This is a genomic window from Paenibacillus sp. FSL H7-0331 (assembly GCF_001956045.1).
On sequence record NZ_MRTH01000074.1, the window covers coordinates 1 to 15,296 of the forward strand.

General features: G+C 42.7%; 16 protein-coding genes and 3 pseudogenes. 12 read left to right on the top strand and 7 right to left on the bottom strand.

The annotated features are described in order from the left end of the window. Positions 1 to 136 (bottom strand): annotated as a pseudogene (locus tag BK127_RS45360) (IS110 family transposase); the annotation flags it as partial. Positions 137 to 396: 260 nt separating this feature from the next. After that, positions 397 to 1,302 carry a helix-turn-helix transcriptional regulator gene (locus tag BK127_RS40220; protein WP_076238278.1) on the bottom strand — a complete coding sequence of 302 codons (906 nt, stop codon included), beginning with the start codon at positions 1,300 to 1,302 and terminating at the stop codon, positions 397 to 399. Between the two features lie 49 nt (positions 1,303 to 1,351). Between BK127_RS40220 and BK127_RS45365 the strand changes: the two are divergent. After that, positions 1,352 to 1,596: pseudogene (locus tag BK127_RS45365) on the top strand (dihydrofolate reductase family protein); the annotation flags it as partial. A gap of 164 nt (positions 1,597 to 1,760) precedes the next feature. Continuing rightward, positions 1,761 to 2,315, top strand: a complete 555-nt coding sequence (locus BK127_RS40225; protein WP_076238279.1) for a dihydrofolate reductase family protein — start codon at positions 1,761 to 1,763, stop codon at positions 2,313 to 2,315. Positions 2,316 to 2,536: 221 nt separating this feature from the next. Here BK127_RS40225 and BK127_RS45370 read toward each other — a convergent pair whose 3' ends face one another. Further along, the gene (locus BK127_RS45370) at positions 2,537 to 2,962 is read right to left on the bottom strand and encodes a hypothetical protein (protein WP_256711674.1); all 426 of its coding nucleotides are present in this window, start codon (positions 2,960 to 2,962) and stop codon (positions 2,537 to 2,539) included. Positions 2,963 to 3,019: 57 nt separating this feature from the next. Between BK127_RS45370 and BK127_RS40230 the strand changes: the two genes are divergently transcribed. Continuing rightward, positions 3,020 to 4,861: an ATP-binding cassette domain-containing protein gene (locus BK127_RS40230; protein ID WP_256711675.1), complete on the top strand. Its 1,842-nt coding sequence runs from the start codon at positions 3,020 to 3,022 to the stop codon at positions 4,859 to 4,861. An 8-nt stretch (positions 4,862 to 4,869) separates the two neighbouring features. Further along, positions 4,870 to 5,202, top strand: coding sequence for a GTPase RsgA (gene rsgA, locus BK127_RS40235; protein ID WP_076238281.1), 333 nt, complete (start codon positions 4,870 to 4,872; stop codon positions 5,200 to 5,202). A 617-nt stretch (positions 5,203 to 5,819) separates the two neighbouring features. On the opposite strand, the pseudogene BK127_RS43380 reads toward rsgA, so the two are convergent. After that, positions 5,820 to 5,929 (bottom strand): annotated as a pseudogene (locus BK127_RS43380) (transposase); the annotation flags it as partial. Positions 5,930 to 6,205: 276 nt separating this feature from the next. Here BK127_RS43380 and BK127_RS40245 point away from each other — a divergent pair. The 6 genes from BK127_RS40245 (at position 6,206) to BK127_RS40270 (ending at position 11,783) form a co-directional block, all read left to right on the top strand. Then, a complete protein-coding gene (locus BK127_RS40245) occupies positions 6,206 to 7,648 on the top strand; it encodes a phytoene desaturase family protein (protein WP_256711676.1) in 1,443 nt (480 codons plus the stop codon). After that, complete coding sequence (gene sigJ, locus BK127_RS40250) at positions 7,641 to 8,489, top strand: RNA polymerase sigma factor SigJ (RefSeq protein WP_256711677.1); 849 nt, start codon at positions 7,641 to 7,643, stop codon at positions 8,487 to 8,489. The genes BK127_RS40245 and sigJ overlap by 8 nt, the downstream gene beginning before the upstream one ends. A 207-nt stretch (positions 8,490 to 8,696) precedes the next feature. Then, complete coding sequence (locus BK127_RS40255; RefSeq protein WP_256711678.1) at positions 8,697 to 9,002, top strand: SRPBCC family protein; 306 nt, start codon at positions 8,697 to 8,699, stop codon at positions 9,000 to 9,002. Between the two features lie 354 nt (positions 9,003 to 9,356). Further along, complete coding sequence (locus BK127_RS40260) at positions 9,357 to 9,806, top strand: P-loop nucleotide/nucleoside kinase family protein (protein ID WP_218639078.1); 450 nt, start codon at positions 9,357 to 9,359, stop codon at positions 9,804 to 9,806. A gap of 219 nt (positions 9,807 to 10,025) precedes the next feature. Then, complete coding sequence (locus tag BK127_RS40265) at positions 10,026 to 10,793, top strand: AAA family ATPase (protein WP_076238285.1); 768 nt, start codon at positions 10,026 to 10,028, stop codon at positions 10,791 to 10,793. A gap of 84 nt (positions 10,794 to 10,877) precedes the next feature. Continuing rightward, positions 10,878 to 11,783 carry a phosphotransferase gene (locus tag BK127_RS40270; protein WP_076238286.1) on the top strand — a complete coding sequence of 302 codons (906 nt, stop codon included), beginning with the start codon at positions 10,878 to 10,880 and terminating at the stop codon, positions 11,781 to 11,783. A gap of 415 nt (positions 11,784 to 12,198) precedes the next feature. Here the strand turns inward: BK127_RS40270 and BK127_RS40275 are convergent, their stop codons facing one another. Together BK127_RS40275 and BK127_RS40280 are read right to left on the bottom strand one after the other, a co-directional pair. Further along, positions 12,199 to 12,537, bottom strand: coding sequence for a hypothetical protein (locus BK127_RS40275; protein ID WP_076238287.1), 339 nt, complete (start codon positions 12,535 to 12,537; stop codon positions 12,199 to 12,201). A gap of 158 nt (positions 12,538 to 12,695) precedes the next feature. Further along, on the bottom strand, positions 12,696 to 13,280 hold the full coding sequence (locus tag BK127_RS40280) for a GNAT family N-acetyltransferase (RefSeq protein WP_076238288.1): 585 nt from the start codon (positions 13,278 to 13,280) through the stop codon (positions 12,696 to 12,698). A gap of 403 nt (positions 13,281 to 13,683) precedes the next feature. Here BK127_RS40280 and BK127_RS45375 point away from each other — a divergent pair, with 403 nt between their 5' ends. Next, the gene (locus BK127_RS45375; protein ID WP_256711679.1) at positions 13,684 to 13,842 is read left to right on the top strand and encodes a hypothetical protein; all 159 of its coding nucleotides are present in this window, start codon (positions 13,684 to 13,686) and stop codon (positions 13,840 to 13,842) included. A 36-nt stretch (positions 13,843 to 13,878) separates the two neighbouring features. Further along, positions 13,879 to 14,244 (top strand): transposase, encoded by a 366-nt coding sequence (locus BK127_RS45380; protein ID WP_256711680.1) that lies wholly within the window; start codon positions 13,879 to 13,881, stop codon positions 14,242 to 14,244. A 476-nt stretch (positions 14,245 to 14,720) separates the two neighbouring features. On the opposite strand, the gene BK127_RS40290 is transcribed toward BK127_RS45380, so the two are convergent. Then, positions 14,721 to 15,296 (bottom strand): sensor histidine kinase (locus tag BK127_RS40290; protein ID WP_218639079.1); only part of this gene is annotated, 576 nt, incomplete at its 5' end.

The following is a 15,296-nucleotide window of genomic DNA, read 5'->3' on the forward strand; positions in this document are numbered from 1 at the left end:
GCCGTCCCTTGGTCGTCGTGGAAAAGGTGCGAATTTCTTGCTTAGGTTTGCGATCTAATTCCCCATACAGAACACAGGCGACTACTGTTTCTTGGTGGACATCAAGCCCAGCACATCTTTCTAAGATTGCTTCCATCCCACATATCACTCCTGAAATAGTTTAAGTGATGCAGGTCATGTACCCTCAGAGTAAAAGAATTTTTATACACGTGCTCTCAGCAACAATTGGCGGTGCTCGCGGGATACAGTCGGCCGGTTTGGGACTCAGCGTTTTCCTACCAAAAAAGTCTCGGCCTGTGACCTGCAGTTCCATTATGGAACATACAGATTCACAGGCCAAGACATTTTCATTCATGGTGGTGGCCGTCAGGCCATGTTAGTTTGGGACACCCTCTACTATTCCTTGTACTGATCCATGCTGTCTCGCAGAAGCTGGAGCACCATATCTCTCAGCGGGGGTGGGGATAGGACCTGTACATCGGGGCCGAAGCGGATCAGTTTCCGGGCTGTAAACGGAAATTCTTCCAGCGGAACCGGGCCGCTCCAATGACCGTCCGTAACCGTATAGAAAATTGGGTCGTCCTTAGCGAGGCGCGCACCAAAAGAGGAAAACCGAAGTAACACTTCGGCTGTCTCACGATTATCGGGAGTCTGCATCCACTCGGCGAGGGACGGGACTTCGAGATCAACCGATCCAGTTCTCTCCACGTTTTGAATTCGATCCACCCGAAAGAGGAGCACCTTGTCCTCGTTACGAGCAGGCATGTACCAATAGCCGTTTTCGAAATATATGCCGAAGGGGTACAATTTGTGCTCCTTTTCGCTTTTGGCGGACCTATAGGCGATCCGGATTTCCTGCTTGGTGATCGCCGCCTCCAAAATTTCCGTCGTCCAGGGTGCAGGTTCATATAGCTGAATCATCCGGAAGGAGATGTGGCTGCGCATCTGATCGATGTTCGTCTGCACATCGGAAGGCAAGCTTCCGTAATACTGAACGGCCAGGTGGGAGCGAATCGCGTCAAATGGAAAATCGGGCACCTTTTCCAGTATTTCAAGCAACAGAAACAAGCCGAGCGCCTCGCTCCGGGTTAGCTGCAACGGCGGCAGGATACGGTTCTCCAGCGCGCGGTATCCGCCATGGGCCCCTTGTTCGCTGTACAATGGAAAACCGATTTGCTGCAGGTAATCCAGGTCGCGCTGGATGGTCCGAACTGAAACATTAAAGCGTTCTGCCAGCTCGCGGGCCGTAAACTTCTTTCGGGAGTCGATGATCCGCATCATGATTAATCTCCGCTCGTTCATGGCATCCTCCTAATTACGTCAAGTTTTGTCGTAATTCTATTGTAACATAATGGATAGAAGGGAGCGATCAAGAAATGGAAATTCGAAAGTAGTATTGTATATTGCGGTGAGTCTGGATGGTTACATTGCCCGTTCAGACGTGTCGGAGGACTGGCTGTTGGTGTAGAAGGCGATGGCGGGGACAACGGGTATGAGAAGTTTTACGATAACATCGGTGCGCTGATCATGGGCAGGCTTACGTATGATGAGGTGCTCAAACAATCGGACGATTTCCCGTATAAAATAAGGTTGTGCAGATTCGATGAGAACCCACGCTGAAGAAATGCTTGTATTGCTTTTAGGGAATTGCTCTGACGGATAGCATTGTGAAAAGATATCCTCTCTTTTATTAATATGACATAAGGTGACGTATTTGAGGTCTATAATGGGTGGTAGATTAACGAAAGGGGTAACAAATCATGAAACGAAGAATAATTTTAGATTTAGCGGTTACTTTAGATGGATTTATTGAAGGGAAAAATGGTGAAGTCGATTGGTGCATTATGGACTCTGAGCTTGGGTTTAATAATTTTTTAAATCAAATTGATACCATTTTATATGGAAGAAAAAGCTATGATTTATGGGGACAATTTACTCCGGAAGTTGAACATACGGATTCTGAAAAAGAATTTTGGGAATTGGTTCATAGTAAAGAGAAATATGTGTTTTCCAGGACGCAAATGGGGACTGATAATAAAGCAATATTCATAAATGATCGTATTCTTGAAGAAGTAAATGAATTAAAGAATAAGCCTGGTAAAGACATCTGGCTATATGGTGGAGCAAGTCTTATTACAACTTTTATCAATTTAGGACTCGTAGATGAATTTAGATTATCTGTTCACCCTGTGGTTTTGGGAGAAGGGAAACCGCTGTTTGTGGATATAAAACAGAGGTTGAATTTGAAAATGGTTAATACAAGAACGTTCTCCTCAGGTGTCGTACAACTAATTTATCATTTGGATGGAAACTAATTATATTTCACATTCCAATGATAAAAAACAGCGGCAAGTCTACGACTTTATTTTCTGGTCTTCGACCGCCGCTTATTCATTTATTGGGTTCAGTTTAAAACTTTGTTTTCGTCCCGGTTGCTCTGGCGAGTCTTGCTGCATCGTTAGCTTTCCAGGTGCCGAACAAACTTTATTTGCACGGAGAACATTCGTTTAATCATGACACCTCTTGTCATGATTCTTCAGTTATACTGTGAAAACTTAGAATATAGAAATCGGAGGTGGAGTCTATGAACGTCTATGATATCGTAATTGAAGGAGCACGCGAGAATAATCTGAAAAACGTGAATGTCCGCATCCCGAAGCGAAAAATCACGATCTTCACTGGCGTCTCGGGCTCGGGCAAATCTTCTCTGGTTTTCGACACCATCAGCGCCGAAGCTCAGCGGCAGCTTAACGAGACGTTTTCCGCATTCATCCGCAATCGGCTGCCCCGGTTTAGTCAGCCGGATACCGATCTCATCGAGAACTTGTCCACAGCGGTTGTTATCGACCAGAAACGGCTCGGTGGCAACTCCCGTTCGACGGTCGGCACGATCACGGATATTTATGCGATGATCCGGCTGCTTTTCTCCAGAATTGGTAAACCTTTTGCCGGCAATTCGCATGTTTTCTCATTTAACGACCCGGCCGGCATGTGCCCGGAATGCTCCGGAGTCGGACAGGTGGTGCAGTTTGATGTGGATAAGCTGCTTGACAGGTCCAAATCGCTGAATGATGGCGCAATCCTGTTCCCCGTTTTTAAAGTAGGAAGTTGGTACTTGAATACGTATTCTCATTCCGGCTTGTTCGACAACGACAAGCGGCTCGCCGACTATACGCCGGCAGAATGGGATACCCTCCTCCACGGCAAAGAAAGCAAGATCGTATACCGCACCAAAGGCGGCGATATTGAATCGGATTACGAAGGTCTGCTGCCCAAGCTCACCCGCCTGTATTTAAAACGGGACAGCAGCGAGATGTCAGATGCCAAACGCGAAACCATTGACCGCTTTCTATCCATTAGGGAGTGTAACCTTTGCGGGGGAAGCCGGCTTAATCAAGTGGTCTTGGGCTGCCGGATTAGCGGTTACAACATAGCCCAATGCGCGGGTATGGAGATTGGAAGGCTAATACGTATGATCGAATCCATTCGGGAACCCGTTGCTGGCCCGATGATTGACGGGATTCTGACCCGGCTGAACCATCTGGTCTCTATTGGGCTGGAGTATTTGAGTCTGGACCGACAGACCGCAACTTTGTCGGGCGGGGAATCGCAGCGCATCAAGATGGTCCGTCATCTGAGCAGCAGTCTTACCGACATGATCTACATCTTCGACGAGCCGAGCATCGGGCTGCATCCGCGGGATGTCCATCGTCTGAACGGAATGCTGCGCCAGCTCCGGGACAAAGGGAATACCGTACTCGTCGTCGAACATGACCGCGAAGTCATGGAGATCGCCGATTACATCATTGATGTCGGACCTCATGCGGGAACCCACGGCGGAGAAATCGTCTACGAAGGCGACTTTGCGGGCTTGCTCCGAGCGGATACCTTGACAGGACGGTACTTGAAGCAAAGTCTGCCCTTGAAAACTTCAACAAGGGTGCCCAAGGGTCGGATGACCGTAGCCGGCGCTAGCCTGCACAATCTTAAGGATGTGACCGTCGATATACCCGTCGGTGTGCTGACCGTGGTAACGGGAGTAGCCGGCTCAGGTAAAAGTACATTGATTAACGGAGCATTCCTACCATCGTACCCAGAGTCGATTGTTATCGACCAGTCGGCCGTGGGCGCATCCATCCGCTCCAATACGGCCACTTATACGGGAATGATGGATGAGATCCGCCGGCTGTTCGCAGCCGCCAACAAGGTGAGCCCATCATTGTTCAGCTTCAACTCCAAGGGAGCCTGTTCCAACTGTCAGGGTCTCGGGATGATATACACGGATTTGGCCTTTCTCGAGCCTATAAGGACGGCATGTGAAATATGCGCGGGCAAGCGGTTCAGCGATGAAGTGCTGCAGTATAAACTGAACGGAAAATCCATCAGCGACGTCCTCGGTATGACGGTCCGGGAAGCTTCAGCGTTCTTCAGCGGGAAGGAACTGCTCCGTCAAATGCGGACGCTTGAGGATGTGGGACTCGGATACGTAACGCTGGGCCAGCCTCTGAGCACCTTGTCGGGTGGGGAATGCCAACGCATCAAACTGGCCGGGGAACTTCACAAGGAAGGTAGTCTCTATGTATTGGACGAGCCGACAACCGGACTGCATATGTCCGATATCTCCTGTCTGATGGACATTATGAACCGCCTGGTCGACGGGGGCAACACGGTGGTGGTCATCGAGCACAACCTGGATGTGATCAAGAGCGCGGATTGGATTATTGACATGGGTCCCGAGGGCGGCCACCGGGGTGGCCGAATTGTATTCGAAGGCACTCCTGTCCAGCTTGCTGCTTCCGAGCACTCGATAACGGGGGCGTATTTGCGCAAGGCAGAAACCGGCCAGGGAGCGTCTTCCTGACGGGTACGTTGCAACGGACCCTATTCCAAAACATCGATACTGTCTTTATCTGTATGGCACTCAATAACGATTTTAATCTGCGTAGACTTGAGCGGTATTTGTCGATTGCATGGGACAGTGAAGCAACACTGATTGTTGTTCTTACGAAATCGGATTTGCGTGATGTTCTCCAATCAAGATTTGATGAAGTATCCATGGTTACCATAGGCGTAGATGTGCTTACAACAACAGGGTTATCCGAAGATGGCTTCCTTGCTATCAAAGGGTATATGGCACTTGGGAAAGACCTTTGTCTTTATCGGATCATCCTGTCGCCTCTCACTTCCGCTGACGAAAGATGAACGGCGACAGATTTTATTCAACACCAGTAAGATGACATATTGTTTTTTTCATTACAGCAAGAAGTGCAATTAAAGAGGATATACAACAGGATGTAGTTCTGCAGAAATTACAGCAAAGAGCACATGACTCACATGACTCGGTAAACAGTAAAAACGATCGCTAGTCGACCTCCTCCAGTATTGATTTGACCACATTGTTTGGAATGTGTTTGTATTACTGTAAAAACGTTTTTTTGAAATTGGCCGATTGAGCAAACGGATAACTATAAATCAATAAGACAAACAGGCCCGGAGGTCGGTTATTGGAATACGTTAGGGAATACGTTAGGGATTACGCCATGTATGCATCCGTATTTGGCATGTTTAGTTTTATTTGGTTCGGCTGGGCACAAGAAAGTCCCAAGCCCAGCTGGCGATTATATTGGCAAGGCATCCGGTATTGCGCTTTTAGTATGCTTAATGGGTGTCTATTTAAGTGTGACGAACTGGGATGCGCCATCCGTTTTGATGGAGACATCGGCCTTCCGAGATTATTTGATTTCGTTTTATGCAGAATTTGTTTTGGCTGGCGCTGGTGCTTTTGTGCTGATCAGAACATTGCGTGGGATTATTTCATCTGTCGTTTTCTTTTTATCAGAGGCATATACGTTAGGGTCTACTCCAGCGAATGCAACTAGCTTTTTGGGTGATTAAACCGATCGATCTCACCGATTTCGGAGACAATCGTTCATATGATCAGAAAAGGATTGGCCGAATGTACTCATCATTCGTCTGTCCTTTCAACAGTTGAATTGATTCATGTACTATTTGGATTGGCAACATAGTCAAACCAATATAGCGTGGGCACACGTAGTTTTTATATTTTTAGCAACACAACCGCTTTAAATCCCCGTCAGGAATAAATGGAATAAAAGACGGGATTTTTATTACGTGCGCCTAGATTGGCGTTATCTCGTAGGTTCAAGTTCTTTTGACCGCACCATACTTACATACCCGAGAAGCCTTGAATAGCAAGGATTATTTTCTTTTATTCCAAATTTGGGTGGTATTGTTTTTCGCTTCTTCAACAATTTCTTTTTTAATTGTGTCACATTCCGCCTCCCTTCCCCGTCATACGGGTACAAAATCGAAAGGGATGATTCCGATGCTAAAATATGAAGTAGCAGTTGTGGGTGGAGGAATAGCAGGGTTAACGGCTGCAATCTATGCAGCAAAAGCGGGAAAACAAACGATTGTGATTGAAAAACAGGATCGCTTAGGAGGGCGAGCTATTTCCAATAAGAAAAAGGGAGCTTACTTTAATTTAGGCGGGCATGCCTTGTATCATGGAGATGCTCTTGCAACGTTCCGTGAATTGGGGTTGAGTTTGCAAGGAAATCAACCTTCGATCGATGGGTATGGAATATGGAAAGGGAAATTACTTACTATGCCTATGGGATTTAAATCCCTGTTCACCACCCCTCTCTTAACTTGGAAGGGTAAAATGGAGCTTGTCTCTTGGCTTACGAAATTAGGAAAACTGGATACCCACCGATATGATCAAATCAGTCTCCGTGAATGGATCGAAGCAAATTTACATGATCTCATGGTGCGGAATTTATTCTACTCTCTACTGCGAACGGCAAGTTATGTGGTGGCGCCTGATTTACAAGCTGCGGGTCCTGTATTAAAACAACTTCAAAATTCGCTTAAAGGTGTGTTGTATCTGGATCGGGGCTGGGGCGCAACGGTCGATGAATTAGAGAAAAAAGCAACGAACTATGGGGTACAATTTTTAAAGAAGAGCAAGGTTGTTTCTATTGATCATCACAACGGAATAGTTCAACATATCGTTTGTGAAGACGGAACGAAAATACAGGCGAAAAATATTATCGTCACATCACCGCCTGCGATCACTTGCCAACTGGTGCCCCATGCTGAAGCAACCGCTCTTCACATTTGGAAAGAACAAGCGATTGAAATCACGGCTGCTTGTTTAGATGTAGCTTTGCGACGTCTGCCAAAACCGAAACAACAATTTGTTTATGGAATTGATCAAACGGTCTTTCTCTCCAACCAATCGCGAGCGGCTTATCTAAGTGAAGATGGGGCTCAAGTCATATCCGTTATTAAGTATCAAGGAAAGGGGGATGAATCAGATAAGGAATTACAAGTGCTGGAACAAACCTTAGATTTGGTTCAACCGGGTTGGAAGGATGAATTGATTGTCAGTCAATACCTTCCTAAGATTACGGTTAGCTACGATTTTATGCATACGAAACGTCAAGAGAACCCAGGGCCCGCTGTCCCGGAAATTACGGGTTTATATGTGGCAGGAGAATGGGTAACACATGGTGAATTATTGGTCGATGCTGCGACAGCAAGCGCCAAAAGAGCCGTACAACATATACTCTCGCAAGAGAGTAAGGAGAGAGGACACTTTCGTGAGCTTAGAGACATTGTATAAAGCCTATAAAACTCCTCTTTTTTCGTTAGCTTATCGAATGTTGGGAAGTGTCATGGATGCGGAAGACATTGTACAAGAAGCCTTTCTGAGCTATGATCAATTGCCCAATGCTAATGCGATTCAAAATGAAAGAGCGTATCTATACAAAATCGTAACGAATCGGTGTCTTGACCTTTTACGTTCATCAGCCAAAAAACGGGAAATGTATGTTGGACCCTGGTTACCGGAGCCCCTGATTGAACAAGGGGCCCTAGAAGCCGACCCCTCCGATGTTTATTTGCAACAAGAATCTATTTCCATGGCTTATCTTTTGCTCCTGCAACAGCTTAATGCGGTGGAAAGAGCCGTATTTCTTCTCCGCGAGATTTTTCACTATTCATATGACGAAATTGCCGAAATGATCGGAAAAAACAGTGTGAATTGCCGTCAAATCTTCCATCGTGCCCAGAGTAGCATCCACTTCGAACCGGATCCGACCCCGTCGATCTCGGTTGCGGAAGAGAAAGTCAAGGATTTCGTGAACTCACTCATGCAAGGAAATACAAATAAGCTGCTTGAACTGATAAGTGAAAACGTGGTGTTCTATTCGGATGGCGGAGGCAAAGTCAGAGCGGCGCAGATTCCTATTATCGGCATTGATCAAGTCATCAAATTACATCAGAGCCTGCTGAAAATGTACGAGGGAAAATTCAGTTACACTTTCCTATCCGTGAATAGGCTGCCGGGGATTCGCATTAACTTTAGTGAAAGTATTCAATATGTATATTCGTTTGCTTTGAAAAATAATCAAATCCAGACGATTTATTCCGTAGCAAATCCAGATAAACTAAGACATCTATAGAATGGCAATTAAACTAAACAATGGAGGTTACAAGTCTCGAATTGATTGCATCGGCAATCGCTGGATATAGATTAGATCCAATATATAAGAATTCACATAACATAGTATATTAAAGGGAGATTTAAAAATTCTGAATATATGGATCACGGTGACAAACAAGGGACTAACTACAAAATTAAATCCTTACCACGAAGGGGAATGAGCAATATGGCAAGTATCGTGCACTTACAGACTGTGAATGTTCCAGCTTCAAAGGTATATGAAGCATTAACCACTGCAAAAGGGCTTTCAGAAATATGGACAAATGAATTAATAGTCAATATTCAGATAGGTTTTACAAATGAGTTCCGATTCGGTGGCAAGGGTTTAACAAAGATGCGAGTTGATGAGCTTGCTACCGATAAAAAGATTTTGTGGCAGTGTGTTGATTCAGATCCAGAATGGATAGGTACGACTATTTCCTTTGATTCGAGGAAAAAAACGGGAAGACTTCAATCATTTTTCGTCAGATGAATTGGGAGGAAGTGACCGCATTTTATCGCGTATGTAATTATAACTGGGCTATTTTTCTATATAGTCTTAAGCAATATTGCGAAGAAAGCGAGGGTCTTCCGTATCATAAACGGAAGTTTTAGAACCATTGAAAACACGGATGAGTCGACTAAAGTACATGCTCCCGACAACTGATTTTGCAAGTATTGGGTAAGTACAGTGGAGCTATCAGCCAATTCTTGACAAACCTTCGTTCAACTACCGGGTACGATGAGGGGCTTGCTTTGGGCAGCTCTGCTTTTGTTTATTAAAGTAAAGGGCAGATTGATGCAAAGATTCTGTATATATCCGTTTATATAAGGAGGTGGGATTCACGTGGCGACACTTCATTTAATGGTTGGTCTCCCTTGCAGCGGTAAGACTACTCTGGCTCGACAACTTGAAACGAAATACTCAGCACTTCGCCTTACTCCCGATGAATGGCATATCAGATTATTTGGGCATGATTCTAGACATGATTCAGTGGAATCCCTAATGTGGGACGTGGCGGCTAGAGTTTTAGTTCTTGGTGTTGATGTAATTCTCGATTTCGGATGCTGGGTTCAAAGTCAACGAGACGAGTTTCGTTCCAGAGCCAAGAACCTAGGGGCTGTCTTTAAAATTCATTTTGCTGATGTGCCTGAAGAAGTGTTATTTGAACGTCTAAAAGCTAGAAATGATATGCATAAAGAAGGAACTTTTTTCATACCTGAAGCAAAACTTAAAGAATGGATAAAGATTTTTGAACCACCTTCATCACAAGAACTTGATTCCTCGGACGATTAAACTAACGGATAACTGTTAGTTCAATAATGATAGGGCTGCCAGATGGTAGTCCTTTTCTCCGCTAATGGGTAGTTTTGCGTGGTGCTTTGTTGAACTTTGTTGGGGGATTGAATATGTATTTCTATATTATGATAAGATTGCAAAGAGGGAATAAGTTAAGATGACCAATAAACAAAAAAATACCCAGTAAAGAAACACTAAAAAATGGAGTGTTAAGATATGAATTCTCATGAATCCTTTTTAAGGCAGATTCAGCTGAAGAGACAGAGTGTCTCTTCCTACAATTACTATCCTTTTAGTCTAGGGGTAATTAAAAGTCTCGATAAGCTTGATTTCCACCCCAAGGTAACATATATAGTTGGTGAAAATGGAATGGGAAAATCAACGCTAATGGAGTCAATTGCAGTAGCGTGGGGGTTTAATCCTGAGGGTGGGACTATAAACTTTTCATTTTCAACTCGATCTACTCATTCTAACCTATATGAATATATTCAATTGATAAAAGGTCCTCATCGACCAAAAGATGGTTTCTTTTTTAGAGCTGAAAGTTACTATAATCTTGCTACAAATATTGATGATCTTGATAGTCAATTTTCTTTCGGTCGTCCAATTAAAGAATCTTACGGTGGGAAGTCATTACATGAACAGTCACATGGTGAGTCGTTTTTTTCAACATTCGTCCATCGTTTTGGAGGCAAAGGATTATATATTTTGGATGAACCTGAGGCTGCATTGTCCCCACTCCGTCAAATGGCGATGCTTGCTCGAATTCATGAGTTGGTTCAACAAAACTCACAATTTATCATTTCAACTCACTCCCCAATCCTTATGGCATATCCGGATTCGATTATCTATAATCTGAAACCAGATGGAATTGAAATCAGGTCTTTGGAGGAAACCGATCATTACGTGATTATGAGGCAGTTTCTAAATAACAAAGACAACATGCTCAAGCAGTTATTTGAGAATCAAGCAAAAGACGAATGAAAGAAATTTACGACTATTGAGTAACGGGCAGGTTAATGCAGCAACAGCTGCGAAATAAACAGTAGTTGATCTTAGGGGGTTATTATGGATAACGATTCTCAAAAAGCTCTTAGTAAATCGAAAGAAATTTTTCATGGTTTAGTAAAAAACATCGATGTACCTTGGGATCATAGTGCATGGTCACAGTGCTATAAAATATCGCTAAATAATAACTTGACTTATTTCCTTAAAGGTACTCCTCGGCAACGGAAAGAAGCGTTGGTAACAAAACATCTTCATATACTTTTACCTAACATTGTACCTGAAGTTATCAATGATGATTTGATCCTGGAATCTACATGGCGATGGTTTCTAGTTACAGATGCTGGATCATGTTGCTATGAAGGAATTGAGGTGAAGTATGCTTTAAAGGCAGCGTTCAATTTGGGAAAACTGCAGAGAATTACGTTTATTGAAGGTGCTTTCATTTCAAAATTTTTGCCACAGTGTGAGGCCCAACGTTTACAAGAAGCAGTGGATAATGTAGGCAGGTGGGCCCTAAAGTTTTCTAATGCTGAAGAATCCGAAATAATTCAACGACTTTTATCCATAAGTTCTGACTATTATGATGATCATGTGAAAAATCTGAATAGTATTCCATCTACGTGCGTTCATAAGGATTTTTGGTCAGGAAATATAGCAGTAAAAGATGGAAATGTTATGATAATTGATTGGGGAGATGCATTATGGGGAGTAGGTGGCATCTCAATAGTTAATATGATCTTATCTAATGACGGTTTATCAAACCAATCAAACATCATCTGGGACGAGTATTTCAAAGGACTTAATAGAAAATTCGATAAGGACTACATAAAAAGCAGTCAAATAGCTTATTTAGTTTCAGAACTTGTAACAGAACAAGAAGTCGCAGATTTACAACAACAAAAATATGGACCTGGATTAATTCCATCCGTCAGGCGATTGTACAAAGAGCTAACCCAGAACTGTTAATACAAGTTAACACATTTTATTCCACTAAACGGGTAACTTTAGCGCAATAAATACGAAAAGACGGCAGCCGGTGTTACGGCTGTCGTCTTCTGAACTAACGGGCAGACTAATGGAATTAGTCCGTAACGCTATTTGCTGCTAATGAAATGAAGGAAAACGGCGTAACCTTCGAACCTTAGGAAGCGTATAAAGGAAAGTTAATGCAACCAATTTCATTTAATAATCGTTAATAAAAGATAATAAGTTCGTTGAAATGGAGAGGAGAGTTCAATTCATGAAAATAATTAAAAGTTGGGGATTAAGCTTTCTAATTGCAATCGTTGCGTCATTGACTATTAGAACATTTGTCGCAGAAGAAGTTAAACTTTATTGTTGATTTATGTTCAAAAAAAGGGAGCTAAGCTCCCGAAGTTACTTACTTCTTTAATTTTGACTCAAACACAAGAAACACAGGGTATAAAACAATTAAAAAGAGGATGAAATAAATGGACTTCTCAAATACATCTCGAAATTTTTCTTGGGACCAACCGTCTTCGCCAAAAATCCAGTACGCTACTTTATTAGAAACTCCAATTCCATCGTTTACTTCTGGGATAAGGTTCTGAGTGTAATTTTGAGCAAGGCAAACAACCGCTACAAAAGATAGAACAATAGCAAGGAACAGACCTTTAGAATAGGGGTTAGAAATCCCGACTTTTCTAAACGTAAATATTGAGATAATAATAAAAATGATACAGACAAATATATATAACATTTTTACACCTCCATTTTCGCTAATCGTAACGACTTATTTGTTACATAAACTAAAGGCAAACAGGAATCATATTCTATTATCAACAATGAAATATAACATAGCCTTTTCTTAAAACTCATGTTACTGCAATGGTATTGGTTTTCGGATGGGAATGAAAGTTAATTATAGTATTCTGACGAGAGAATGCTATAAATTTTTGAATCAAAATACTCGTTTTCATACTTGAAATCTTCTCTTAAAATTGCTTCTTGGACAAATCCATTTTTAAGGTAAACATGTTCACCACGTGGATTGAAGCTGAAAACCTGTAGTGTTATTTTGTGTAGTTTAAGAATGTCAAATCCATACTTTATAAAAAGCGCAGTAGCTTCACTGCCCAAACCTTTGTTTCGTCCATCTGGTCCAATCAGAATACGGAAATTAACTTTGTTGGCATTATCGTCATATTCATTGAATACGACTTCTCCAACAATTTTGTTTGAAGTTATCTCTACGATTGCTAAGTCAAGGCGGTCACATTGATTATTAAGTGTATGGTACCATTGCGTTGTTTTACGTATTTCTTCTGGAGATGCAGGAGTGTAGGCCTCTTGATCGGTACAAATGGAACCGGTTAGTTTACGAACTTCGTAATCAGACAATATGTTAAGCATAGGTTGAATGTCTTCGGATTGAAACGGGCGAAGTACTATTTTATGGCCCTGAATAGTCGGTTTAATTGAAAAGTCCGGATTAGATTTCATATTTGTTTTACCCCTCTAATATATTTATCAATTAAATATAACCTGCAAATACTTAATGTTCGCTACATTAAATACGCAACCAATTTAATATATCATGCTTCACAGTATCGTTTCAACGCCTGTCCGTGACCTATTCTACAGTCTTGTTAATATCTGTCGGACGACAAGTACATGATTACTTTGAAAGTCGCATTATAGGGGCTATTGACAAACGATCCAATTTAAAGGTTTTTGAAGGGGCCGTGTAGAATCTAGTTTCTATACGGTCTTTTCCTTTGGAGGGCAATGTTATGATGGGTGTAGATGGTGTAAAACAAAATCAATCAAGAGGGGAAACGGTAGCAGATACCACTTCCCTAAGTTTGTCACTTGGATTTTTACCCTCTAAATTATCGCAAAAAGCTTGCCAAATGCAAACATCAAGCTTGGCTCTGTGGTTACAGATATTATGGGTGTCTCATCTAAGGACATGCTTCACGCCATCGCAGATGGTGAAGAAGATCCGGAGAAATTAGCAAGCTTCGCTCGGCGAACTTTGAAAAAGAATAAAGAAGAACTTTAGCTTGCTCTTCGAGGTTACGTTAATCCTCATCAACGCATGATGCTAAAAACCATTCTATCCCACATCGATTTCCTCACCGAACAAATTGCGATGTTAGATCAAGAGGTTGCCCAGAGAGTCGCCCTAGATCAGGAAGACGTTGAGCGATTGGATTCTATACCTGAAATTGCCACTCGGATGGCTGAACAAAACTTAGCTGAAATAGGGACAAATATTAAAAACCAGTTTCCAAGTGCTGCTCACTTATGTTCTTGGGCAGCACTAGTACCTGGACATAATGAGAGCGCAGGCAAAAGGAAGTCTTCCAAAGGAAAGAAAGGAAACAAATATCTAAAATCTGCATTAACAGAAGCTGCACACTCCGTAGGTGCTTCCCTGTCGCTATGTACAGACGAACACTAGCACGAAAAGGCAGGAAACGAGCAGCTATTGTAGTAGCACATGCCATACTAAGAATCGCTTATTATCTGCTGACAAGAAAAGAAATGTATGTAGATTTAGGTGAAGATTATTTTGATAAGCAAAAACTTGGATCTATTGTACGGAATTCTGTTCGAAGACTCGAAACTTTAGGCTACGACGTTACAATTTCAGAAATAGATTTTAATTTTCATGGTAGTTGAAATTCGTCAAAAACATCCCTGATATCATACGTTCATCTGAGATCAATTTTTTGATTTAAATGCTGTTTGTTTGTACCACAGTGAAATAGCTAAGGAGAACAGACAAACTACGAGCAGTATGCGGTATACATTCTGGCGCTCATATGCTAAGTCAATTGAAATGCTTTTTGTATCGTTAGAAGAATTCCACAAACTGCAACCGAGAACGAGCCTCCAAAGAATTGAATTAGCTGCATCAATCCCATTTTCTTTAGTTCATTTTTCTCTCTGTCTATCTCCATGCTGCGGCTGAACAGGGAATTCCATAACTGCTTGTAGACCTCTTTGGTCCACACCGCTTGCAACAATGAGACGGCCGTGATGCGCCTGCGCAATCCTTGCCACCATCGGAAGCCCCAAACCGTGACCGAGCAGGACAGTTCGCTTTCTCCTTGATGAATAAGGCAATTCGGTAATCTCCGCCAATTGCTCCTGTGGGATTCCCAATCCAGTATCCGTTACGATAAAGAAGTACTGGGAGCGGTCCTTGGAAAGGGAGGTTTCCAGTATAATCTCGCAGCCCTGCGGGTTATGACGCACACTGTTTTGGACAAGATTACTGATTGCCCGAAGCAGCAATTTCTCGTCTCCATTGATCTGTACCTCTTCATCGGCCAGTTTCAATTCAATGTCATATCGGTCATCCAATCCGCTATTTAAAAACTCCGCGGCAACCTGTCTCGCCAGAACCGATAACCGGATGTGCTTCAAATGTAAAGGCTGCATTTCATACTCGAGCATGGAAACGAGATTCAGGTCGCTTACAAGTGAGCGCAGCTTCTCACCTTGGCG

Excerpts from the sequence above, each read along its gene's own strand:
- BK127_RS40220 (WP_076238278.1), bottom strand. The coding sequence starts at position 1,302 with ATGAACGAGCGGAGATTAATCATGATGCGGATCATCGACTCCCGAAAG.
- BK127_RS40225 (WP_076238279.1), top strand. The coding sequence starts at position 1,761 with ATGAAACGAAGAATAATTTTAGATTTAGCGGTTACTTTAGATGGATTT.
- BK127_RS45370 (WP_256711674.1), bottom strand. The coding sequence starts at position 2,962 with ATGCGAATTGCCGGCAAAAGGTTTACCAATTCTGGAGAAAAGCAGCCG.
- BK127_RS40255 (WP_256711678.1), top strand. The coding sequence starts at position 8,697 with ATGGCAAGTATCGTGCACTTACAGACTGTGAATGTTCCAGCTTCAAAG.
- BK127_RS40265 (WP_076238285.1), top strand. The coding sequence starts at position 10,026 with ATGAATTCTCATGAATCCTTTTTAAGGCAGATTCAGCTGAAGAGACAG.
- BK127_RS40270 (WP_076238286.1), top strand. The coding sequence starts at position 10,878 with ATGGATAACGATTCTCAAAAAGCTCTTAGTAAATCGAAAGAAATTTTT.
- BK127_RS40275 (WP_076238287.1), bottom strand. The coding sequence starts at position 12,537 with ATGTTATATATATTTGTCTGTATCATTTTTATTATTATCTCAATATTT.
- BK127_RS40280 (WP_076238288.1), bottom strand. The coding sequence starts at position 13,280 with ATGAAATCTAATCCGGACTTTTCAATTAAACCGACTATTCAGGGCCAT.
- BK127_RS45380 (WP_256711680.1), top strand. The coding sequence starts at position 13,879 with ATGATGCTAAAAACCATTCTATCCCACATCGATTTCCTCACCGAACAA.